Below are 21565 nucleotides of genomic sequence, written 5' to 3'. Positions count from 1 at the left end.
ACAATTAACAATCAACCATTAACATTTCTTAACGCAGTTGCAGAGTCTTGGTTGGTTCAAACATGTGAATCGTGTCTACAAATCGAGCAGTTTGCGACTGGCTGGAGATTACCAAACTTTGAGTTCTTGCACCTCCGTGGAAGAAGCGGACGCCTTCCATGAGGGTGCCTGGGGTAATACCGCAAGCTGCAAATAGTACAGTGTTGCCACTGGCTAGTTCCTCAGCATTGTAAGACCGATCTGGGTCATTAATACCCATTTCTTTGAGTCTGGCGATGTTACCTTCTTTGCTTTCCCCAATCAAACCTGTTTTTACTACTTCTGGATCGTAGATCAGTTGTCCTTGGAAGTGTCCTCCTAAGCAACGTAAAGCTGCAGCAGAAATTACACCTTCTGGTGCAGCACCAATACCCATCAAGCAGTGGATGTTAGTTCCGGCAAAGGCGCAGCAAATAGCGGCAGAAACGTCTCCGTCACTAATTAAACGTACTCTGGCTCCTGCTGAGCGAATTTCCTGAATTAGTTCTTTGTGGCGGGGACGATCCATTACCACTACTACCAATTCTTCTACAGCACGGTCTAAACACTCAGAGAGGATTTTCAGGTTTTGAGTAGGGGTCTTGTTAATATCTACATGACCGCGTGCTGCTGCTGGGGCTGCTAGCTTCTTCATATAGAAGTCTGGCGCTGCGAATAAACCACCTTTTTCGGAAATTGCCAAAACTGCCATTGAGCCATTTTGACCGTAAGCGACAAGGTTTGTGCCTTCACAAGGATCAACGGCGATGTCAATTTCTATGAGTTCGTCTGGGTTACAAAAATCTTTGGCATCTGTACGGGTACATATCCCTACTTCTTCCCCAATGTAAAGCATGGGTGCTTCGTCTCGTTCACCTTCCCCAATGACGATCCGACCACGCATGTAAATTTTGTTCATCCGCTCCCGCATAGCTTCTACAGCTACTTGGTCTGCTGTGTTTTTCTCTCCTTTGCCCATCCAACGAGCCGAGGCGATCGCCGCTTGCTCCACTACCTCTATAATCTCTAACCCCAGTGTATTTTCCACAAACTTTTCCCTCTAAGTTTACGCAGGTTGTTTCTTTTCTTAACAGCGTTTTCAGTTTTCAAGTCTACCAAACGGTGGATACCTGTGGAAAATAGTCTCTCTCTCCTACTGTATTAAGTTTTGCTACTTGCTGCTTTAACAAGTCTTCATATATGATAAATATCTTACGTGATCTCACTAGGTTGCTCAAATACAGTCATTTTGTCTATTCATTACAGGGTGAGAATTTTTCCAGTTTGAAATTGCCTCAGGGCTAATCAGATTCAAACGCAAGTTTCGGTGCATAGCCAAATATTTTAGTTGTTGCTGGTAGAAGGTTTGTTTCTGCCACCAATAATCAACATTCAGATGTGAATTATTGAGGTATGTTACCAATGGTAAAGCAAATGAAAATGTTCTTTGAAATTAAAAACTCTTTCAAAGAAATGCTCAAGGGTACACCAATAGAAAACTTTGCTAAGTCTACTTATGATTTGCTCATCCCTAGCAGCTACGAAATGGATTTGAATAAGCAAGACAATGCCTTAATGAGTCAAATTTTGCAGCGAATTTTGAACCAAGAATCTAACTGTATTGATATTGGCTGTAATACAGGAGATGTTTTAGCTCATATAGTACAACTTTCTCCTTCAGGCTATCATTACGCTTTTGAACCATTACCCAGGCTAGCTACGAGGTTAAAAAATAAATTTCCTCATGTGGATATTAGGCAAGTAGCTTTGAGTAATTCAGAAGGAGAAACTTCATTTTGGTATGTTGTCAATGCCCCTGCTTTAAGTAGCTTAAAAAAAGATATCTGGAAGCGACATATTAGGGATGCAATCACAGAAAATATCACCGTCAAAACGCAACGACTCGATGATATATTGAATCCAGAATTGAAGATAGATCTGGTGAAAGTAGACGTAGAAGGAGTAGAGCTTGAAGTGTTGAAAGGCGCTATACGTACTTTAAAAACTCATAGACCTTACGTATTTTTTGAACATGGTGAGCTGGTTGATGGTAAACCAGTACACGATCGCCGGATTTATGACTTGTTAGTTAACGAGTGTAATTTACATATTTTTGAGTTAAGAAGTTGGCTGCAAGGTTTGTCCCCACTCAGTCTAGATGAATACCTCCATACTGGAGTCTGGAATTTCTTCGCAGCACCGTAGTATTTCTGTAAGATGTACCAATAGGTAGGGGTGAAGAGCTTTTCGCCCCTACTTTTGTGCTGAGATTACAGCAATGGGCGATCGCACAAATAATTAATGATCTAGGCTAGAAATAGTTCACAAAAATAAATAATATAAAGATATGTTGAACCTCAACTCACTTTTCCATCGACACCCAGAGCGCGTCAAAGCCAATGTGGAGATTTACACATGGCAAATTTGCCCTTACTGTATCCGCGCTAAATTGTTGCTGTGGTGGAAAGGAGTAAAATTCACTGAATACAAAATTGATGGAGACGAAGCAGCTAGGGCGTCCATGGCTGAACGTGCTAATGGACGCCGCACAGTACCGCAAATTTTTGTGAACGGGCAACATATTGGCGGCTGTGACGATCTCTATGAGTTGGATACACAAGGTCAATTAGATCCTCTTCTTGCCCAATGATTGTATGAACGTTGAGGGAACTTATCTACAAACACCCTTGATGATTGTCGAAAGACGCCCCGGTGGGGCGTCTCTAAACTATGCACAGAATATGTTAGTGGAGTACTCAGAATATCTTATACATAGACAATGGATGAATCGCGCTTTAGAATTAGCACTAGTTGCAGGTAATGCGGGAGAAATTCCCGTAGGCGCTGTGATTATTGATTCATCTGGAAAATTGATTGCGGAGGGAGAAAATAGAAAACAACGAGATCAAGATCCAACAGCTCATGCAGAAATTATTGCCATTAGAGCAGCCGTGCAAACTTTACAAACTTGGCGTCTCAATCAATGCACTCTTTATGTCACTCTTGAACCTTGTCCAATGTGTGGGGGTGCTATTGTACAAGCGCGGATCAAACTTCTGGTTTATGGAGTGGACGATCCAAAAACTGGCGCAATTCGTACTGTCGCTAACATACCCGATAGCGCAGTTTCTAATCATCGTCTACATGTACTCGGAGGTATTCTAGAATCTCAATGTCGCCAGCAGTTGCAAGCTTGGTTTGCATCTGTACGACATAGTTCCATCTAAAGGACAGAGATAAAACTGTCCAGAAGGTGTTACACAAGTTGGTGAAGAAAATTTACGGTGTATATAAAAAGTCATCCCGATCATAAGAGCAAAAATTCACCACTCAGCCACTGTCATGATTGAGCTACTTTCGCCGTCTAAAATTCATAGTCAAACTTACTCTAGTCCAAAAGTAGATGCTCATGTTGCTAAATTCGCTACTTCGCGGGTTTCGCCATGGTTTAGTCCCTTAGCATATCTACTAGGGCATCACTTCGTCCTACCATTTTTTTTTGGGAGAATTAAAGTAATTGGACAAGAGAATCTCCCAAAAATTGGTCCTGTGATCCTTGCTCCTACCCATCGGGCGCGTTGGGATGCATTACTTATCCCCTACGTAGCGGGTCGTTGTGTAACGGGTAGAGACTTACGTTTTATGGTGACTATTACTGAGTGTCAAGGATTGCAGGGCTGGTTGGTTCGGTGGATGGGAGGATTTCCTGTAGATCCCAAACGTCCATCCATTGCGACTTTACGTCATGGAGTAGATTTACTTCAACAGGGAGAAAGCTTGGTGATTTTTCCCGAAGGTGGTATTTACCGCGATCGCCAAGTTCACCCTCTCAAACCCGGAATTGCTCGTATAGCCTTAGCTGCTGAATCTAGTTACCCTGAGCTAGGCGTTCAAATTGTACCTATTGACATTAATTACAGTCAACCTTACCCTAGTTGGGGCACAGATGTTACCATTCATATTGGACAAGCAATTAAAGTAGCTTCTTACAATCAGAGCAATTCTAAACAAGAAGCTAAACGCCTCACAGCTGATTTAACAAAGGCTTTGCAAAAACTAGGTCAACAAGAGTCAGAAATTCCTCCGCACACAATCTTGGATTTTAGATTTTAGATGATGGATTGTGGATCACAAAATGTACAGACGTTCCGCCGAAACGTCTCTACTAGCTCTTTAGGGTGATTTTAAATACTGTCAATCATGGTAAGGGAAACTAACTATACTGATTTTCGGTCTAATTCTTCAGAAATTAAGTATTTAATTCTGTTTTGTTTAAGTGCAAAACAGAGTTAAGATACCCGAAGTCTGTATCCCTGTATTTAGTTGTTGCACAACGCCAATAAAAATGATTCTTGCTACAACTGCTCCCTTGATTCGCTTTACCTCTCTATCAGTAATAGCAGCCCTTTGCCTGCTGTCACCAGTCCAAGCGCAGGAGGTAATTAAACTACCTTCCAACTCCACTCCAGTACAACCCATAGATCCAAATTCACCCAACAACCTTCGTCCCACCACATCAAGTGGTAGCGTTTTAAGTGTTGACGGAGGGAAACGTCTCATGAGTGAGGCAAGTAATGCAGTTTCTTCACAAAACTACCCTGTAGCGGCAAAAAAACTCCAAGAAGCGCGGGTAGTTTTCAATCAACTATCCAATTTTTATCAAGAACTGAACTCTAGCTTTTCTGGAATTGACAATAAAGTTGCTGACTCTCAGCGTAAAAAAGCCTTGGAAACAGCCCAAATGCGAGATGAAGCAACCTATCAGCTAGCATTGGTACATAGAGCGCAAAATCAACCGGAATTAGCAGTACCTTTGCTAGTCCAGATTATCAAGAGTCAAAACCCTACTAGAGAATTAGGTAAAAAAGCATACCAACAGTTATTAGAATTAGGTTTTGTGGAAGCTCCTTTTCCCAAAGCAGGTGGTAATACTTCCCCCTCCTCTAACTCATCCTCCAAAAAATAATTCTTTTGTTCGGTGTTTTCTCCCCTTTCTCCCCAATAGTGGTACTGTATACTGTTGGGGATGGGAATTTTTGCATTATTATATTATAAATTTAAGATCAATAATTTTTCGTTATTATTACCCCAATCTCTTTTACTCCCATACCCATTCTTAATGCAGATTAAACCATACATGTCAAGATATTTAGGTGTAAATTGTTGTAAAATAAAGTAGCCGCTCCGGTTAAAATTCCTATCAAGGTTGGAAATAAAATTTTCAGGAATTGCGATGATTAGTCCGCAGCAAGTTGAAGAAATGATTAAGGCAAAGCTGCCTGACGCTCAGATTCAAGTGCAGGACTTGACTGGTGGCGGTGACCACTATCAAGTCACAGTAGTGTCATCACAGTTTAGCGATAAGGGACTGGTGCAGCAACACCAATTAATTTATGCTGCATTACAGCAAGCTATGTCTAGCGAAGCGATTCACGCCCTAGCACTCAAAACCTACACTCCCGAAGCTTGGCAAAATAGCCATTAACAATTAGCAATCAAACCAAATCTAGCACAGTAAATACAAAGACCATGACCCCAGAACTTAAAGAGCGCATTGATAACTTGCTACAACAAAACAAAATTTTAGTTTTTATGAAGGGAAGTAAATTAATGCCCATGTGTGGTTTTTCCAATAACGTGGTGCAAATTCTTAATACGTTGGGAGTTCCCTTCACAACTGTGGACATTCTTGAAGATCCAGAACTCCGTCAGGGAATTAAAGAATATTCCAACTGGCCAACAATTCCCCAAGTTTATATCGACGGACAGTTCGTCGGTGGCTCAGATATTATGATTGAGCTATACCAAAAAGGCGAATTGCAGCAAAAAGTAGAAGTCGCACTCGCTTCTTAACGACATAAATCCCCCTCAGTTGCTTTAGGATATTGTCATCCATCTGAGGGGGTAATTATTGTAAAAGTAAAGTCTCCAGAAAATCACACCACAGTTACTTGTCAAATTGGGCAGATAGTATGCTATACTTGTCTGCGTTGATTGTGTTAAATTTACTTTTAAGCTACCAAACCATTAATAATAGTCGATCTGAGGTTCTGGTTGCGTCATGGCAAAATTTGATGGGTCGTACATGTAGCGAGAAGCTTCCTCCTCCAAACGATTAATCAAATATGGTTCAATGACGTTTCCGTGCCGCAGGGAGGCAATATAGCCATCCAAATACATCCGCATATCATCAGTACGATAACCGCGATTCCATAATTCGACGAAGGCGTCTGTTAGTCGTTGGTAAAATCGGATGGTTTGTGTGTCTTGGAGCATAACTGCTGTAAAAACTCTATTTGGAACGAGAATTGTAAATTATCCGAACTGAAATGTGAAGTCCTACATTCCAGCTTGACATTAAATCAAATCCAATATCTCTCCTCAAGGGAACACCCGTGAGCAGCTACAACCTAGCTTGATTCTATTCCAGAAGATAGGGGTTAGAACAGATTGGTAAGCTATTGTTATAGTGATTTCTACCAAAAGCCTAATAAGATAAATAGGTGATAAAGTTAACTTATGCAACATTAGGTTTGCTTTCACCATCAAATGGGCACAATTGTAGAAGTCCTAGCTTTGGGGTTCTTGTTGAAAACAGGAGTAAGAGCAGGTTGGCTCCGTTTGTTTCCGTTTTTTTGATTTAGTGACCTGATGAAGGTAAATCGCCTCCTGTAGTAGGAATGTACTTTACTAAAAGCATTTTTGGCAATTCTAACAAAAATTTAATCATAATTACTAACTTCTGTTTGCTCAAAGCCTAAGTTAAAGACTTTACGGGAATTAGCAATAGTAAATATTAAGTAAATAACCATTGAGGTAACAACAGTTACAAACCGGGAAGAAATGCTTTGATACCTTGAAAGTCATGCACGCTAAGGGGTCTTGTCACCGTGGGTTCGGTTTGTATTGAAATCATAGAGGGAAATCCCCATCTGAGGTCTTTGTTGGGCTGGCATCTACAACAACTGGACTATCGGGTGCACCAAGCCGCAAGTATTTACCAAGCAAGAGAAGTTTTTTTAACTAATCAACCAACACTAGTGATTCTTGATGCGGATTTACCGGATGGCGATGGCATTGAGTTCTGCCGTTGGTTGCATCGTCAGCAAGAGCCTTTAATTTTAATGTTATCAGCTCGTAATAATGAAGCTGATATTGTTGTGGGTTTGAAAGCCGGAGCAGACGATTATTTGAGCAAACCTTTTGGGATGCAAGAATTTCTCGCTCGGGTAGAAGCCATTATTCGCCGCAAGCGTACACCAGTCGCACCTGCTTATTTAGATTATGGCTCACTGCAAATAGATTTAGTCCAGCGTCGCGTCCGCTTTCAAGGAGAGTTTATCGACCTCACACCACAGGAATTTAGTTTACTATACGTTTTGGCACAAGCAGGAGGAGTACCTCTTTCGCGATCAGAATTACTCCGTCGCGCTTGGCCTGATGCGATCGACAATCCGCGCACTATAGATACTCACGTTTTATCTTTACGCAAAAAAGTAGAACTTGATCCTCGTCAACCCAGTTTAATTCAAACTATTCGCAATGTGGGCTATAGATTTAACATGGAAATTTTAAATGCTAATCTTCCCCAATCACAAACAAAGTTAGCTAAAGAGAGATTTAACAATCATCGCCCCACCTTGAGTGGACATGGTTAAGTTAGGCGGATGAGCGATCGCCGCGAATCAATTACTCCAGTCAGTACATTACTAGTAATTAAAAAGACACAGCATTAGGTCAGATGTAAATGCTTAAAAATAAAATTGTTACTTTATTTAATTCAGTATTTACTGAGTGACCAAACGTCAGCAAATAAATTGATGATGCTAAGTTGTACTTAATACATTGTTCCTAGAATGCTGAGACTTTTTACAGTGAGCATGAGAACTGTTTTCGGCTGTTGATATTGCATATTCTCACTTGTTTACTTGTGCGGCTATTTCAGTATTTATATTTTTTAAAAGTAAAAAATTTATCAATTTCTCAGCAATTACTGATCTGTTTTGGTTGAGTGTATCTTCTGTAGCGTGTTGTTTTAAAGACAAATTAACTTAGTAACTATAGTAATTTAGCGCTGTAGGAATGTCTTATATGCTACGAAAAGCTTTACACGTGTTGGGTGGTGTGGTAGTTTTAAGTGGTTTGGCAGGGGTTTTCAATGACCCAAGTTACGCTGGCAGTGGTATTCAATTTTCCTGTAATACTAGGGGTTCTTTGCCCACAACTGTCGCTTACAATTTGGCTGAAGGTACAAGCATGACAGTGATTCGCTGGTATTCAGAATATTTTACTGGTTCTGGATATGACCCCTTATCGCGCTGCCAGCAAGTTTCCGCAAGGTTTCAACAGGCATACAATAGTGATTCTTTAAATTACATCACTGCTGGCATTGTCAACGGTTTACCTGTGATTTGTGCTGCTACTCCCGGAGGAAGTTGCAACTCCAGCAATATGCTATTTACTCTCAAGCCGGGTGTGGATGCAGCAGCAACAATGCAAAGACTGTTTGATGTGCGTGATAGCGCAAGTCCTGCTTTACTGGAATCTCAAGAGCGGACTTACATTAACTTAATGCAAAAGTTAGCTCCTGTAGGTGTAGAAGCACCAAAGGCTAAAGCAAATTCTCAAGCTGCACCCAACAACCGTAGTCGTGCGTTTTAATTAGTTGGTATTTTTCCAGTTAAACATGGATTTTCGCATCGTTAGTTTGATTGCCTGTGTTGCTTGTCTATTACTTGCACTATCAACACAGGCACTTTCTTCAAAACTTGTTTTTAGTGCCACACCTAGTCAAACAAAACAGCAATTATCTTTGCCGGAACTGCGCGATCACGCCCGTTCAATTACTGTTAAAGTAATCACACAGCAAGGTTGGGGTTCAGGAATTTTAATTCAAAAAAACGGTTTAGTTTACACTGTATTGACTAATGCCCACGTCCTCAGAATTGGCAGTAGTTATCAAATCCAAACTCCTGACGGTAAGGTTCATGCGGCACAAGCAATCAAATCTGCTAATTTTCAAGATGATGATTTAGCATTAGTGAATTTCACAAGTGCTGATAATTATCAACTAGCCACCTTCACCAGTTCATTCAGTCTTGCTGTTGGCGATGAAACTTTTGCTGCTGGTTTTCCTGACGAGCAAAACCAATTTGTGTTTACAACAGGGAAAGTTGACTACGTTTTACCTCAAGCTTTCCTCGGTGGCTATCAACTTGGGTACAGCAACGACATTTTCAAAGGAATGAGTGGGGGACCGGTACTCAATCGTCAGGGCGAACTTGTAGCAATTAACGGTAAGCATAAGCATCCCCTGTGGGGAAATAGTTACATTTTTAAAGACGGTTCCACACCGAATTCAGAAGTTCGCCAAAAACTGGTTTATTCTAGCTGGGCTGTGCCGATACAAACATTTTTACAACAAAGTAAAAAGTGAAAACTAAATGTTAAATAGATATACCCTATCTGGGTGTTTTGTTGGCGTCGTGATGGTAGTGGTAGCAAGTCCGGCTTACGCTCTTGATGCTTTGCTGCCAACTCAAGTAGCTGATATTGCTAAATCTACTGTTGTACAGATTGAGCCTACGGTTAATTCTCCTGGTTCTGGCGTTATGATTGGGCGCTACAAAGAACAAGGAAAGAATGTTTATGTGGTACTAACCGCAGCTCACGTTGTCCAATACCTAGATGATGAATATCAAATTGTTACACCTTTGCCTCAAGACGGGAAAAAACAACGCCAAAAGATAGCGATTTCCACACGGAAAGATATTCAGAAATTGCCTGGGGTAGATTTGGCAATTGTGCGATTTAGGAGCGATCGCACTTATCAAACGGCAACTATTGGTGATTCTAATTACACAACTGAGGGTGCTAGTGTGTATATTGCCGGATTTCCCCAACCCGGTGCGGCGATTAAAAAGCGTGTCTTTCAGTTCACCTCATCCTTGGTTTCCAGTCGTTTAGATGGAGATACTGTGGAGGGCGAAAAAGAAGTAGTTGAAAATGGTTATGCAATTGTTTATACTAATGTTACCCGTGTGGGGATGAGTGGTAGTCCTATATTTGATGTATCAGGACGGGTTGTGGGTATTCACGGTAAAGGCGACAGAGAAGAAAGAGGTAGCCACTCGTCGTTACTCGCAAGTAAAACCGGATTTAACTTAGGTATTCCGAGTCAGACTTTTTTGAAATTAGTGTCAAATGCAACTCAAAAACTAGGTGTTAAATATGATAGCTCACAACCTGGTGTATCTAATACAACTATTACTGTCAGAAGTCGTAGAAATAGTTCTTCTCCAGCCCCGTCACCTATAAATATTCGTAAAGAAGATAATACAACCGTCGAGTCGGTGCAGACACCTTCTCCGATTGGTAACTCGTGGTGATGTTAATCTAAAGTTCAAAATCCTCTTGTGTTTGGAGCAAACTTGTGCGTAAGTTAGTCCAGTCTACTACCGACGCTGTTTGATTTGCGACTAACTTCCCTTGCTGGAGGTGCAACAGCCTGGTACAAAACATCTGAGCGAGATCGAGTTGGTGATTTACCATCAGAATGGTAGTTTGATGATTTTGATTTAAATCAATTAGAACTTGTATTAATTGCGTTGCTGTACCGACATCTAAAGCAGAAGTTGGTTCGTCTAATAACAGAATTTTTGGTTGAATAACCAAGCCACGAGCCGCCGCCACTAGCTGTCTTTGCCCTGCGGAGAGTTGCACTTCAGTTCTTCCTAACCAATCATTGGGAATGTGCAATTTTTCTACCCAATGACTGATGCGTTGCTGAATATTTTGTTTATTCAACCCGCGTAAAACTAGAGGATAAGCCAAAGCTTGCTCAACAGTCATGCCCAATAGCTTAGACTCTTGCGGTACAAGTGTCACACAGGCGCGTAACTGCAAAACAGGAATTTGACGATACTCTTGGTTTTCTAAAAAAATTTTGCCACTACTTGGATCGCTAAGACGATTCAATAGACGTAATAAGTAAGTTTTCCCTGCTCCAGATGCTCCGGTAATTGCAATGCGCGAACCAGCAGATACTTCAAAAGAAATATCTTGTAATATAGGGTATCCTGTCTGCTGAGTTTTCAGCTTTGTAAAAACATTAACTTGCTCTAGCCGTAACTGAGCTTTAGGAATGACATTATCCAAGTTTAGATTTATAGGTAATTAATTTAAATTAGGACGGGCAAGATGCCCGCCCCTCACTGCTACAATTTTAACCACTAATAGTCCAAGCCGTAGTAATAGTCCAAGCATCAACTAATAGTAGCAGTAGAGTAAATACCAGTAAAATAAGATACATCCACGGCTGCGCTAATGGATACACATCCGTAGTGTCTATCCCCGTCTTTTCCTGCACAAATTTCACCAACCGGGCAAATCCTGCCACACGCATCGGCAGTAGATAAGCTTTTCCATCTTGACTAAGAAAGTAGTATACAAGTCCTCCTTGACCAGTAGTGCGAGGTTTTAACTCCTTCACTTCCGCCCAAGGTAATAACCAACCCTTACGGAAAAAACGTGGTACCCAAAAGGGATAAGTTACCTGAATTCCTTGGTCATCTAGAATAACACGTTCGCTCAATGCTGCATACAGAGCAACTAAACCAATACTAATACCTACCCAAAGTAGTGCTGGTGGTACAGAAGCACCTGTTACCTGAGACAAAAAAGGTAATGGTACTGTAAGTGCTACATACAAACTTAAAAGAGTAACTCTAATTAGAGGAGACAGGCGAAAAATAGAAGGTGATGTCATTAGGGTAAATACTTTTGTACTACACTCCAGCCAGTGAGTGAAACCCAGATAAAGCTGACTAACAGAGCAATGTTAGCACCGATATGAATAGATCTAGCCCAAGATGTTTTGCTGATTAATGTTGCACTACTAGCGGAAAGCAAAACTAGGAACACGCTTGTTAAACCTGCCCACAGGTGTAATGAGTGTCCTAAGGAGCCAAAGTGTCCTAAAGTACCTATAATACCTATAAGTAGTAAAAGCAGGACTAAGCTAACCATACAAGTGCCGATTATGTAGTGGAGAGAACTTACTTCTTTATTTCCTCCTATATAATTCGGGATGAAAGAATTGAGTGAAGTTCTGGCAAGATACATCCATATACCGGTGACAGCTAATAGTAAGTAGGCTAGCAGCGACAAGCCCATCGACCAAGCGGCAATTTTCCACAACCAAAGGAAAGAAGGTAGATTCATATTCATTATTATATGTGGGGGGATGTAGAGACGTTACGGCGGAACGTCTCTATCAATAAAAAAGGGCTGCTGAATTTAGCAACCCACAAATTTAACAAAATTGTTTTTTTTAATCAACGTAGACTAAACCAGCGACTGTTAAAGATTTTATTGTATCTCCGGTTTTGGTGCTAATTGACTGGACATTTGGTTTTTTATGGTTTGGGTGTATTGGCTGTTCTGAGTTTTGCAACTCATAACTGCTAGGTTCTTGCATAGCAAGGCGATCGCACGGTATTTTATCCGATAGAATTGCGCTTGCCATCATCCCGGTGTGAATCTCTAGTTGAGCAACTCTAGGGGCTTCAAAAACCAGCCTTTGTCCGGGAAATACAACCCGTTCAAAGTACCAATTAGGGATATTCGAGATGCGTGCCACCTGTATTTTGCTCGTGGCATTCACATAGCAGCAGAGAGATTTTCCCGATTGCTCAGGTGGTAGAGGATCTAGTATTTGAGCCATAACTGCTGAGGAGCTTTACGCCACAATTTTACATTACAAAAGCAAAATTAGCATCGGCTGATCCCCGGATGCTGTAACCCCGACTACCAACTGAACTTTTTTACATTATTTATATCTTAAGATATTTCTGTCTTATGAAATTATTGTAAAAATCTATGCTTTTTCTGCAATTATATATTAGAGCACGAACAGCGCTCATATTTGGTAGATTACACCAAAAATCAGCTAGAACCAAAAGCCAGAAAAATTTGGCATCGCTGTTTGAGCGCAGTTTTCCTTCTTAACCACAATAGACATTTTTGTTTTCTTGCTCCTCAAAAAACACGTGAGTTCGTAGCTAAGTAATAAATTGGAGTGTTATTGTAGAAGAATAGCAAAAATACTTCCTTGATATATATCGACATATAGATACTATCCAAATAAAAAAATTATCCGGTTTTACTCTGCCGCTCACGGCAAAAAAAGATTATTGGTAAGCAAGAATATACTTGAATGTCAAGTATCATAGTAGTAGAGAAGAAAAATTAAAACAAACTTTAAGACATTGAGATTACCAATACTCAAGAGTAGAACAAAAACAAGATGGAAGTACAAACACCACTAAACGAAAACCGAATTCTCTACGTTCGACTTCCTTGTAACCCAATCTTTCCCATAGGGGTTGTCTATTTAAGCGATCACGTCCACAAACTGTTACCTAGCATATCTCAGCGCATTTTTGATTTGGGGTGCGTACCACCATTGGACTATGCAGAGGCACTAGATCGGTGTATAGATGAATTTAAACCAACACTACTAGTCTTTTCGTGGCGAGATATTCAAATATATGCTCCGGTAGGGGGAAGAGGCGGAAACCCATTACAGTACTCATTTGAAATCTTCTACGCCAAGAATCCCCTAATTAAATTACGTGGCGCATTAGGAGGACTACGAGTTCTGACAAGTTATTATGGAGAACTATGGCGGAACTTAGGATTAATCAAGCGGGGTTTAAAACGCGCTCAAAAACATAACCCACAAACCAAGCTCATTGTTGGTGGTGGTGCAGTCAGCGTATTTTACGAACAGCTAGGAAAAAGCTTGCCCACTGGGACAATTATTTCTGTAGGAGAAGGCGAAACCCTGCTAGAAAAACTTTTAAGCGGAAGAGAATTCAAAGATGAACGCTGTTACGTAGTCGGAGAAAATCAACCACGCGATCGCCTAATTCACGAACAACCCACACCACTAGAAAAAACCGCTTGTAACTACGACTATATCGAAAGCATTTGGCCCGAATTTAACTATTACTTGAACGAAGGAGACTTCTACATCGGCGTACAAACAAAACGCGGTTGTCCCCACAACTGTTGTTATTGTGTTTACACAGTTGTCGAAGGAAAACAAGTACGTATAAACCCGGCAACAGAAGTCGTAGCGGAAATGCGACAACTATATAATCGCGGCATTCGTAACTTCTGGTTTACCGACGCCCAATTCATCCCAGCGCGAAGATTCATCGAAGATGCCGTCGAACTACTGCAAAAAATTCTTGATTCCGGCATGACAGACATTCACTGGGCAGCATACATCCGTGCCGACAACCTCACACCAGAATTGTGTGACTTAATGGTAAAAACCGGAATGAACTACTTTGAAATCGGCATCACCAGTGGTTCCCAAGAACTAGTACGGAAAATGCGCATGGGCTACAACCTGCGCACAGTACTACAAAACTGCCGAGACTTAAAAGCAGCAGGATTCAACGACATAGTTTCCGTCAACTACTCCTTCAACGTCATAGACGAACGTCCCGAAACAATTCGCCAAACCATCGCCTACCATCGCGAACTAGAAAGTATCTTTGGAGCCGATAAAGTCGAACCAGCCATATTTTTCATCGGACTACAACCCCACACCCACCTAGAAGAATACGCCTTCAAAGAAGGTATCATAAAACCAGGATACAACCCCATGAGCCACATGCCGTGGACAGCCAGAAAACTCCTCTGGAACCCCGAACCCCTCGGCTCCTTCTTCGGCTCCGTCTGCCTACAAGCATGGCGACAAAACCCCAACGACTTCGGACGCGAAGTCATGAAAATCCTCGAACAAAAACTCGGTAGTGCCGACTTAGAACAAGCACTAACCGCCCCAATCGAAACCAAACAAAAACAACTCGTCAACCTATCCTAACCCACAGGTTCAAACCTGGGGCTACACAAACAAAGCTCCGAAGTTCCCTACGGAGGGAAACCCTCCTGCAGGACTTCTCTCTGCCGGAGCAGGCTAAAAAACTCCCTCCTTCCTCTCTTCCTCAGCGTCCTTGGCGTCTTGGCGGTTCATTAAAAATGTTACAAGGCTCACTACTCCAACAACTACAAACAGCCCATTCGCATAGCAAAACACCAATTAGATTTGGCGTATACTACAAAAATACCCTAGTATCCCTATGCCATGCCCTAGAAGATCACATCCTCACCGACAACAGTAAACCCCTAGTCATCACAGCCTTCCAACAAGGCAAATGGTATCTGCAAGAAGCCGATCGCTACGCAGACATTGCCCAAAAATCCCGTCATATAGCCATCATGGCAGCCCCCGACACTGGCTTCAAAGATCATCCCACCAGCGCCTTACCCAACGTAGACCTAGTAGAATTAAACCCAGCCGATCCAGTAGCACAGGAGTGGCACTTAATTATTATATCTCCAGAATACACAGCAATGGTAATTTGTCAAGAATTATCAGCAGCAGATTATGGGGCAGCCGGATTACCAGCATCGGACATAGAGCGGAAATTTTATGGTTTGTGGACATTTGTACCAGAACTAGTACAACAAACAGCAGAATTAGCGCTCGCCCACATCAAAAAATACAACCCCGAACTAGCACAACTCCTCCTCCCCCTACCAACACCAATCGCCACAACAAATCACCTTGCACCAGTAGTCTCCCGTGTAGTAGACTACCTTCAAACAGGGCAAGCAAAACTAACCGTCCCCACAGCAACTCGCATTGCTGAACTAGACAGTAACTTGATTTCTAACGAAATTCAAGCATTTTTTCGGATGGCAGAAATTATCGATGCTACAGATCTTCACAACCCACAAGCAGCAGCAGAAATTGTCGCACTATGCGAAACAATGGCACAACTTTTAAATCTTCCCGCGTGGCAAATTAAACGCCTGCGACTCGCGGGTTGGCTGCATCGGATTGATCCATTGCAAACAACAGAAAGTGCGATCGCCACAGGTACTTCCACTTACTATCAAGAAGATACATCCACTTGTCCATTGACTTGTCCCTTAGTACCAGGTGCGCAAGTACTGCGTACAATGCCAAGATTGCGGGCAGTAGCACAAATTATTACTCATCTAACCGAATGGTGGGATGGTACAGGCAAGCCGGGTGGTTTAGCAGGAGACGAAATTCCCCTAGAATCAAGAATTTTGGCAATAGTAGCAGAATTTCAGTGGCGAGTCAATCAGAAAAAAACATCTCAATTGAGTCGTGAAGAAATATTTACTCAAGCTTTGGCAGAGTGCCAACAACAATCCCGTCGCTTTGATCCTAAACTAGTAGATACCCTATCTTTATTAGTCATGGGTTTGCAACAGGGATTGGAGTTAGTAGCGATAGAACCTAAAGTTAGCACAGGAATGTGGTTGCTTGATGCCCAATGGGAGAGCGAAAATGGATATTGAAGCAATTAAATCGGGAAAACTCAAACAACTGCCAGGAACAGATTTAGAAGACGAGGATTTATCAAAACTTGATTTAAGCCGCGTTAACTTTGCTGGCGCTACCCTTGTGGGGACAAATTTCACTGGCTCTAAATTAGAAGGTGGGCATTTAGAAGGCGCAAATTTGATGGGAGCAAACCTTCAGCAAACAGATTTGCGGGCAAATTTGATGGGCGCTAATTTAATGCAAGCTGATTTGACAGGTGCTGATTTGCGGGGTAGCAATTTACGTGGTGCTAACTTAATGGGGGCAAGGCTGAGTGAGGTATCTTTTGCTGGTGCTTTTTTAAGTGGTGCTAATTTAATGAGTGTGAACTTACAAGGCGTTGACTTCAGAGGCGCTGACTTACGTGGTGCAAACCTTACAGGCGCAAATCTCAAAGGTGCTGACTTGAGTCGTGCAGATTTGCAAGGCGCGTTGTTAAGTGAAGCGAACCTAGAAGAATCTGATTTGCGTGGGGCGAATCTTGCCGGGGCAACTTTGACAAGGGCAAATTTACTGTGTGCTGAATTGGAAGGCGCTTCTTTGAATGGTGTTAATTTAGATCAAACTTGTTTAAGAGGAACAGTGGTAGCGACTGTTTCGTAATTCAAATCGTATATTATCTCACAATTATTTTACCAGAGCAACGATCACTTCTGGCTTCTGTTCACCGATCGCCTCAACTTGCTCTGGCTTAAAGGGTAGGAGATTTCGTAGCACTTGAAAAACTGGCTGACTGTGCTTTTCATGCACAAATACCAAAGGTAATAAAGCAATTAATCGCACAATAGCTGAAAGAGCAAATAATCCCAGTAAGCCTCCTGTAATATCCAACCCAGCTAAAAAGCCGCCCATTGTTGAACCTAAGCCACCACCAACACCGCTAACTGCTGCAGTGAGCGCAAAATATTTAGAAGGACGACGATTTTCTGATGCTAAGGACATTTGAAGATTGTTGTAGCACAAGTCAATCGCATCCCCGAAACCACCCCAAAACAGATACATCAGTGGTAGCCACACCCACACCGAAACTGAATCAGCCCCAATCCCAAACCACAATACGGGTGTTATGGCGATGGGAATTCCCACTAATAACAGTAACGGACGATTCCCGATTCTGTCAGCTAACTTGCCCCAAAACCTGAGCATTACTATGTTCGCCCCAGATACTAAACTGGTGTAAACTGTGACTGTGCTTAGGTCTAAAGCCAAATTTTTCATCATGTAAAGATTAAAAAACGGTGAACTGAGGTTCACTGCAAACATCCACAACCCAACATAAAGGAGAAACTTCAAGAAATTGGTATCTTTCAGGATACTGATTTCTGGTTGGTTGTCAGATTCTTGTTGTTGCGCCTGAGAATCTACACAGGGGCTGGAAACTGGATTTACATCCGTCATCCAACCTTGGCATCCCAAACTTACTAACCCGATCGCTACTCCTACAATTAACAGTACACCGTAACCAGAGATGATGTCACCAGGCAAAGCCGACACAGCAAATCCCAGTAACGGTACTACCAGCAAATTAGTCAAGCTAACGGCACTATTACGAAAGCCAAAATACCTGCCGCGTATGCCCTGAGGAACCAAAACCGCCATCCAACTCAACCAAGCGGAACAACCCAAGGCATTGAGTATATTACAAATGAAGATGATGATTAGTGTCGAGGTTACCAGTAGGTGTGGATCAGTATTAAACCAACTGTAAAGAGCAATCAGCGCAACTAATACCAGCCATAATAGCCTGGAAAGACCAACCAGTGTTCGGATATAATTACGTCGGCTCTGTGTGCGATCAGCAAAATAGGCTCCTAGTGGTTGCAAGAAATTCATTACCATCGGAATTGACGACAAAAAGCCAATTTCTACTGGAGTTGCTCCCAGTTGAAGTAGGAAGTTAATTAGCAATACGCCACCAGCAATGTTGGAAAAAATTGTGGCAAAAACTCCATCGAGGGTAGAAGCTTTTAAGCTCGTCCGAATGGCTTGCTTAGAAATTTTCTTTGCTGCTAAGTCAGCAGCAACAGGTGATTGTATTTCTATAGGAACAGATAAGGTATCCACGCTTGGTATCCCAACTATTGAGTTATATGAGCAACTAGTGAACTAGTTTAATTGGTAGACATAAAGCTGAATCACATTTGGCCATCGCTCCAGATAAATCAATTTATCACAACATCTAAAATTCTATCCTGAGGTACATGTAAAGCTATTTACAGCCAGGTAAAGTTACTATCAATTGTGGAAGTATTCGCCCAGTAAGGTTTTTTGACCAGCAGTTATGCTAATGAAATCATGATTGGGCGGTAATGACAGCACAAGAAATTTGTGAGCTGAAGATCGTCCTAAGTCCAGTGTACACAATGGACACAAGGTGGCGATATCATCCCCATCTGACAAATCAAACTGTGTTGCTAAACTTCATGAAATCTTTATATTTTATATTTAATCATAATTGCCATAAGTTAGGCAATGAGAAACCAGAATATTTTTTATTTGAGTAGGTGAGAATGCTTACTGTACCTTAATTTTGAAAATTGAGTAACTAGGTCGAGTATATTTCAAATCCACTGCTAGAATTTTTGTAGGTGAAGTAGGGGAAAACTTGTGACTCTACAAGAAGTTCTCAACCAAGCATTGCAGCTTTCCACAGGGGACAAAGTGCGTTTGATTCAGCAAATTGCGCCTGAAATAGAACGCGAGCTAATGGATAAACCACCTACGCCCCGTAAATCATTGTGGGGTTTGTGTGCTGATTTGGGGCAAGCACCAACAGCCGCTGAAATTGATGCAGCACGGGGTGAAGAATGGGCTAACTTCCCACGGGAGGATATCTAAATGCTTGTGCCCTCATCCACAAAGCTAGTACGCTCAAAAATAGTAGCCCCATCACTCCAGCGAGGGGATTATTATTCACACCAGTTACCCAATCGGGTACTTGACCAGAATATTTGACTAATTCGCCTACATTAATAATGTAATAACCCCAGATTATACCACCGTGCAGCCCCATTGGGAAGCCAAGGCGTCCTCTGCTCCATCGCTTTCCCCACACCAGCGTTAACCCTAATAGTACCAAAGCGGGAAATTGCGGTAATGTATGAATAATGGCATCTTTAGGCTTAATAAAATGTAATGTAGCAAATGCAACTGCATTAGCCCATAATGTCGTAGTCGGGCTGTAATCTCGCTGCAACTCATCAAGCAACCAACCCCGGAATAATAACTCCTCAGCAAACCCGTAGGCTACACCTACAACTAACCCTTCTAAAATTACTTTAACAAGAAATACTTTGGGTTGTTGCCACCATAACCAACCTAAAATCCCTTCTACCCCAAAAAGGAAGACGATACTAATCAATCCCGTAGCCAAACCATGTAGTAAATCTACACCATTAAGGCGTGTTAACTCTAAACCATAATGTTGTAGAAGCTTCTGTTGTTGATAGACATATTTACCCCATAGTCTGAGTAAGATCACAAACTCAACATATAAAGGCGGAATTGTCAAGATAGTGATTAAATTTGTATCCCTTACCAGTAAGTAAATTGGTACAGCTATGGGCAACCACAGCATTAATAAAGTCAAAGTAAAGCAAATTAACCTGATGGGGGCTGGCTGCTGGGCAAGACGATAGAAGTTGATTTTCATATGATGCTGCAAATAGCTAACCGCCCATCGTAGTCAAGCAATCAGCAAAGTGCTAATTAATTTTATTCATCAGGTTCAATAGTGCTAGTCAAACCGTGATTTTTCAAAGTTTCACAATAAAACTCAGCATGTTCTTGAGCGCAAGTAATGACTAATGCTAACCCGTTAGAGTGAGCCTCCATCATAATACTGACAGCTTGGGGCTGGGTAAGGTTTGGCACTGTGCTTAATAGAACCTCTACCACATACTCCATAGTGTTGTAGCTATCGTTATGGAGCAACACACGATATCGAGGCGCTAGCTTACGGGATGTTGAACGCTTCTCTATAGTTTCGACAGACACAGTTCTTTGCTCTTTTCTCGTTTTGTGACTACAACAGATCTATCTGCTCAGCGTTAGCTTAACAGTTGTTTACTCATTGTATAGCATTTTAATACAAAAATTCAGCCATGAAAATTTTTGCGGATAAATTTGACTGCCGCATTAGCGCGTAATGTCCGCGACTTCTTCAAGCAGTTGGAGTTGGGGTTACACTCAAAATTAGCGCTACTCCGAGTAAACTACCATGAACTCCACAGACTTTCAACCAGGACAAATTGTATCTTTAGAATATAACCACAGAAGGTTGTATGCAGAAGTCATCCAAGTTGTGGTTTCGCGCCAGCTATGCTGGGTACGCCCTTTACTACTTGCCAACTACTGTGGGGAAATACCCGAAGTAACGGATTTACGTGATGCCGCTGACTTAATTTTGACGATAAATTTTTTTCGTCCCGCTCTAGATACGGAAGTAATTGGCTTGTTGAGCGAAATTCAAAGCTTATCAAAGCTCAACACTGATACTGGTGCCAGATTCCAACTCAATCAGTTTATTCACGAAGTTTGGCAAGCGTATAAAATTTAGAAATTCAGGTAAAGACTTTAGTGGTGTGCGCTCAAGACAAGATTTTTGGATTAATTTAGAATGGCACTATAGCGCTAGAAAAGATAGGTAGATAGCTTCCTTGATCTATTTTGTTTAATTAAGCTGACTAAGCATAAAAAAAATCTATGGTTAGCATTTAAAAACTGGGAACTAACTTAATTCTACCAGCATCCATCTCTGCCATTAATAATTCCAACGCCTCGTAGTCAACGTCAGAAATATAACCTTTTTCAGTTAATTCTGAATTGATTTCGTTCTCTATTTCTGGTGTTAGTTTTTTAATATCAAGTGCTTTTGCTACCAGTTGACGAATAACGTACTTAGTTTTCATAACGACTCACCTGATGTCTTTAAATACTAATTATCCAATGCCTAATTCAGTAAAAAATGTGATCTGAGTATGGGTGTGTTAGTGATTTGGATCACAAATTAAATGTTGATTAAGCTGGGTAACAAGTAAGTCATCTGCCTATGGAAGGAAAATTTAAGTATTCTTCCTGATGAGATCAGCTATTTTCCTCGCCTAACTCAGG

26 protein-coding genes are annotated in these 21565 nt (G+C 41.6%); 16 read left to right on the top strand and 10 right to left on the bottom strand.

Features of this window, described 5'->3' with window-relative positions; translation table 11 throughout:
- Positions 1-28 precede the first annotated feature (28 nt).
- Entirely contained in the window at positions 29-1066 is a 1038-nt protein-coding gene (gene glpX / locus ICL16_RS23525; RefSeq protein ID WP_190832589.1) for a class II fructose-bisphosphatase, read from the bottom strand.
- A gap of 386 nt (positions 1067-1452) precedes the next feature.
- On the opposite strand from glpX, the gene ICL16_RS23520 reads away from it, so the two are divergent.
- From ICL16_RS23520 to grxD, 7 genes are all read left to right on the top strand, one after another.
- Positions 1453-2223 (top strand): FkbM family methyltransferase, encoded by a 771-nt coding sequence (locus tag ICL16_RS23520; protein ID WP_238360915.1) that lies wholly within the window; start codon positions 1453-1455, stop codon positions 2221-2223.
- Between the two features lie 142 nt (positions 2224-2365).
- Positions 2366-2668 (top strand): glutaredoxin 3, encoded by a 303-nt coding sequence (gene grxC / locus ICL16_RS23515; protein WP_190832584.1) that lies wholly within the window; start codon positions 2366-2368, stop codon positions 2666-2668.
- Between the two features lie 91 nt (positions 2669-2759).
- Positions 2760-3245, top strand: coding sequence for a tRNA adenosine(34) deaminase TadA (gene tadA, locus ICL16_RS23510; RefSeq protein WP_190832740.1), 486 nt, complete (start codon positions 2760-2762; stop codon positions 3243-3245).
- A gap of 115 nt (positions 3246-3360) precedes the next feature.
- Positions 3361-4131 carry a lysophospholipid acyltransferase family protein gene (locus ICL16_RS23505; protein WP_190832582.1) on the top strand — a complete coding sequence of 257 codons (771 nt, stop codon included), beginning with the start codon at positions 3361-3363 and terminating at the stop codon, positions 4129-4131.
- A gap of 232 nt (positions 4132-4363) precedes the next feature.
- A complete protein-coding gene (locus tag ICL16_RS23500) occupies positions 4364-4984 on the top strand; it encodes a hypothetical protein (protein WP_190832580.1) in 621 nt (206 codons plus the stop codon).
- 267 nt (positions 4985-5251) lie between these two features.
- Positions 5252-5503, top strand: coding sequence for a BolA family protein (locus tag ICL16_RS23495; protein WP_190832578.1), 252 nt, complete (start codon positions 5252-5254; stop codon positions 5501-5503).
- A 44-nt stretch (positions 5504-5547) separates the two neighbouring features.
- Positions 5548-5871 (top strand): Grx4 family monothiol glutaredoxin, encoded by a 324-nt coding sequence (gene grxD / locus ICL16_RS23490; RefSeq protein WP_190832576.1) that lies wholly within the window; start codon positions 5548-5550, stop codon positions 5869-5871.
- 174 nt (positions 5872-6045) lie between these two features.
- On the opposite strand, the gene ICL16_RS23485 is transcribed toward grxD, so the two are convergent.
- Complete coding sequence (locus ICL16_RS23485; protein WP_190832574.1) at positions 6046-6294, bottom strand: DUF6761 family protein; 249 nt, start codon at positions 6292-6294, stop codon at positions 6046-6048.
- Between the two features lie 614 nt (positions 6295-6908).
- On the opposite strand from ICL16_RS23485, the gene ICL16_RS23480 reads away from it, so the two are divergent.
- The 4 genes from ICL16_RS23480 (at position 6909) to ICL16_RS23465 (ending at position 10406) form a co-directional block, all read left to right on the top strand.
- Positions 6909-7676 (top strand): response regulator, encoded by a 768-nt coding sequence (locus tag ICL16_RS23480; RefSeq protein WP_190832572.1) that lies wholly within the window; start codon positions 6909-6911, stop codon positions 7674-7676.
- A 433-nt stretch (positions 7677-8109) separates the two neighbouring features.
- Positions 8110-8679 (top strand): COP23 domain-containing protein, encoded by a 570-nt coding sequence (locus ICL16_RS23475; protein WP_190832569.1) that lies wholly within the window; start codon positions 8110-8112, stop codon positions 8677-8679.
- 25 nt (positions 8680-8704) lie between these two features.
- Complete coding sequence (locus tag ICL16_RS23470) at positions 8705-9454, top strand: S1 family peptidase (protein ID WP_190832567.1); 750 nt, start codon at positions 8705-8707, stop codon at positions 9452-9454.
- A 7-nt stretch (positions 9455-9461) separates the two neighbouring features.
- Complete coding sequence (locus tag ICL16_RS23465) at positions 9462-10406, top strand: S1 family peptidase (protein ID WP_238360914.1); 945 nt, start codon at positions 9462-9464, stop codon at positions 10404-10406.
- Positions 10407-10413: 7 nt separating this feature from the next.
- Here ICL16_RS23465 and ICL16_RS23460 read toward each other — a convergent pair whose 3' ends face one another.
- From ICL16_RS23460 to ICL16_RS23445, 4 genes are all read right to left on the bottom strand, one after another.
- Positions 10414-11175 carry an ABC transporter ATP-binding protein gene (locus ICL16_RS23460; RefSeq protein WP_190832565.1) on the bottom strand — a complete coding sequence of 254 codons (762 nt, stop codon included), beginning with the start codon at positions 11173-11175 and terminating at the stop codon, positions 10414-10416.
- Positions 11176-11242: 67 nt separating this feature from the next.
- The gene (locus ICL16_RS23455) at positions 11243-11785 is read right to left on the bottom strand and encodes a hypothetical protein (RefSeq protein ID WP_190832558.1); all 543 of its coding nucleotides are present in this window, start codon (positions 11783-11785) and stop codon (positions 11243-11245) included.
- The gene (locus ICL16_RS23450) at positions 11785-12240 is read right to left on the bottom strand and encodes a DUF4079 domain-containing protein (protein WP_190832733.1); all 456 of its coding nucleotides are present in this window, start codon (positions 12238-12240) and stop codon (positions 11785-11787) included. Before ICL16_RS23450 ends, ICL16_RS23455 begins: the two co-directional genes overlap by 1 nt.
- Positions 12241-12349: 109 nt before the next feature.
- Positions 12350-12742 (bottom strand): DUF1830 domain-containing protein, encoded by a 393-nt coding sequence (locus ICL16_RS23445; protein ID WP_190832555.1) that lies wholly within the window; start codon positions 12740-12742, stop codon positions 12350-12352.
- Between the two features lie 582 nt (positions 12743-13324).
- Between ICL16_RS23445 and ICL16_RS23440 the strand changes: the two genes are divergently transcribed.
- The 3 genes from ICL16_RS23440 to ICL16_RS23430 all read left to right on the top strand — a co-directional run bounded on the left by ICL16_RS23440 (position 13325) and on the right by ICL16_RS23430 (position 17056).
- A complete protein-coding gene (locus tag ICL16_RS23440) occupies positions 13325-14917 on the top strand; it encodes a photosystem II high light acclimation radical SAM protein (RefSeq protein ID WP_190832553.1) in 1593 nt (530 codons plus the stop codon).
- Positions 14918-15072: 155 nt separating this feature from the next.
- Complete coding sequence (locus ICL16_RS23435) at positions 15073-16428, top strand: DICT sensory domain-containing protein (RefSeq protein ID WP_190832551.1); 1356 nt, start codon at positions 15073-15075, stop codon at positions 16426-16428.
- Positions 16418-17056 carry a pentapeptide repeat-containing protein gene (locus ICL16_RS23430; RefSeq protein WP_190832549.1) on the top strand — a complete coding sequence of 213 codons (639 nt, stop codon included), beginning with the start codon at positions 16418-16420 and terminating at the stop codon, positions 17054-17056. Before ICL16_RS23435 ends, ICL16_RS23430 begins: the two co-directional genes overlap by 11 nt.
- 24 nt (positions 17057-17080) lie before the next feature.
- On the opposite strand, the gene ICL16_RS23425 is transcribed toward ICL16_RS23430, so the two are convergent.
- Positions 17081-18517: an MFS transporter gene (locus tag ICL16_RS23425; RefSeq protein ID WP_337907102.1), complete on the bottom strand. Its 1437-nt coding sequence runs from the start codon at positions 18515-18517 to the stop codon at positions 17081-17083.
- A 543-nt stretch (positions 18518-19060) separates the two neighbouring features.
- Here ICL16_RS23425 and ICL16_RS23420 point away from each other — a divergent pair.
- Positions 19061-19291: a hypothetical protein gene (locus tag ICL16_RS23420; protein ID WP_190832546.1), complete on the top strand. Its 231-nt coding sequence runs from the start codon at positions 19061-19063 to the stop codon at positions 19289-19291.
- Here ICL16_RS23420 and ICL16_RS23415 read toward each other — a convergent pair.
- A complete protein-coding gene (locus tag ICL16_RS23415) occupies positions 19266-20105 on the bottom strand; it encodes a CPBP family intramembrane glutamic endopeptidase (RefSeq protein WP_190832544.1) in 840 nt (279 codons plus the stop codon). The genes ICL16_RS23420 and ICL16_RS23415 overlap by 26 nt on opposite strands.
- Positions 20106-20167: 62 nt before the next feature.
- On the bottom strand, positions 20168-20449 hold the full coding sequence (gene clpS / locus ICL16_RS23410) for an ATP-dependent Clp protease adapter ClpS (protein WP_190832542.1): 282 nt from the start codon (positions 20447-20449) through the stop codon (positions 20168-20170).
- A gap of 223 nt (positions 20450-20672) precedes the next feature.
- Here clpS and ICL16_RS23405 point away from each other — a divergent pair, with 223 nt between their 5' ends.
- Positions 20673-21011: a hypothetical protein gene (locus tag ICL16_RS23405; RefSeq protein WP_190832540.1), complete on the top strand. Its 339-nt coding sequence runs from the start codon at positions 20673-20675 to the stop codon at positions 21009-21011.
- Positions 21012-21168: 157 nt separating this feature from the next.
- Here the strand turns inward: ICL16_RS23405 and ICL16_RS23400 are convergent, their stop codons facing one another.
- Positions 21169-21363 (bottom strand): hypothetical protein, encoded by a 195-nt coding sequence (locus ICL16_RS23400; protein ID WP_190832538.1) that lies wholly within the window; start codon positions 21361-21363, stop codon positions 21169-21171.
- Positions 21364-21565: the final 202 nt, after the last annotated feature.

Source organism: Iningainema tapete BLCC-T55, from assembly GCF_014698965.1.
Classification (GTDB): Bacteria; Cyanobacteriota; Cyanobacteriia; order Cyanobacteriales; family Nostocaceae; genus Iningainema; species Iningainema tapete.
The sequence above is the reverse complement of the archived record's forward strand: the minus strand, read 5'-3'. Positions and strand labels throughout refer to the sequence as shown.

Coding starts and splice junctions, on each gene's coding strand:
- ICL16_RS23520 (WP_238360915.1), top strand. CDS start 1,453: ATGAAAATGTTCTTTGAAATTAAAAACTCTTTCAAAGAAATGCTCAAG.
- grxC (WP_190832584.1), top strand. CDS start 2,366: ATGTTGAACCTCAACTCACTTTTCCATCGACACCCAGAGCGCGTCAAA.
- tadA (WP_190832740.1), top strand. CDS start 2,760: ATGTTAGTGGAGTACTCAGAATATCTTATACATAGACAATGGATGAAT.
- ICL16_RS23505 (WP_190832582.1), top strand. CDS start 3,361: ATGATTGAGCTACTTTCGCCGTCTAAAATTCATAGTCAAACTTACTCT.
- ICL16_RS23500 (WP_190832580.1), top strand. CDS start 4,364: ATGATTCTTGCTACAACTGCTCCCTTGATTCGCTTTACCTCTCTATCA.
- ICL16_RS23495 (WP_190832578.1), top strand. CDS start 5,252: ATGATTAGTCCGCAGCAAGTTGAAGAAATGATTAAGGCAAAGCTGCCT.
- grxD (WP_190832576.1), top strand. CDS start 5,548: ATGACCCCAGAACTTAAAGAGCGCATTGATAACTTGCTACAACAAAAC.
- ICL16_RS23485 (WP_190832574.1), bottom strand. CDS start 6,294: ATGCTCCAAGACACACAAACCATCCGATTTTACCAACGACTAACAGAC.
- ICL16_RS23475 (WP_190832569.1), top strand. CDS start 8,110: ATGCTACGAAAAGCTTTACACGTGTTGGGTGGTGTGGTAGTTTTAAGT.
- ICL16_RS23470 (WP_190832567.1), top strand. CDS start 8,705: ATGGATTTTCGCATCGTTAGTTTGATTGCCTGTGTTGCTTGTCTATTA.
- ICL16_RS23465 (WP_238360914.1), top strand. CDS start 9,462: ATGTTAAATAGATATACCCTATCTGGGTGTTTTGTTGGCGTCGTGATG.
- ICL16_RS23455 (WP_190832558.1), bottom strand. CDS start 11,785: ATGACATCACCTTCTATTTTTCGCCTGTCTCCTCTAATTAGAGTTACT.
- ICL16_RS23450 (WP_190832733.1), bottom strand. CDS start 12,240: ATGAATCTACCTTCTTTCCTTTGGTTGTGGAAAATTGCCGCTTGGTCG.
- ICL16_RS23445 (WP_190832555.1), bottom strand. CDS start 12,742: ATGGCTCAAATACTAGATCCTCTACCACCTGAGCAATCGGGAAAATCT.
- ICL16_RS23440 (WP_190832553.1), top strand. CDS start 13,325: ATGGAAGTACAAACACCACTAAACGAAAACCGAATTCTCTACGTTCGA.
- ICL16_RS23435 (WP_190832551.1), top strand. CDS start 15,073: ATGTTACAAGGCTCACTACTCCAACAACTACAAACAGCCCATTCGCAT.
- ICL16_RS23430 (WP_190832549.1), top strand. CDS start 16,418: ATGGATATTGAAGCAATTAAATCGGGAAAACTCAAACAACTGCCAGGA.
- ICL16_RS23415 (WP_190832544.1), bottom strand. CDS start 20,105: ATGAAAATCAACTTCTATCGTCTTGCCCAGCAGCCAGCCCCCATCAGG.
- ICL16_RS23405 (WP_190832540.1), top strand. CDS start 20,673: ATGAACTCCACAGACTTTCAACCAGGACAAATTGTATCTTTAGAATAT.
- ICL16_RS23400 (WP_190832538.1), bottom strand. CDS start 21,363: ATGAAAACTAAGTACGTTATTCGTCAACTGGTAGCAAAAGCACTTGAT.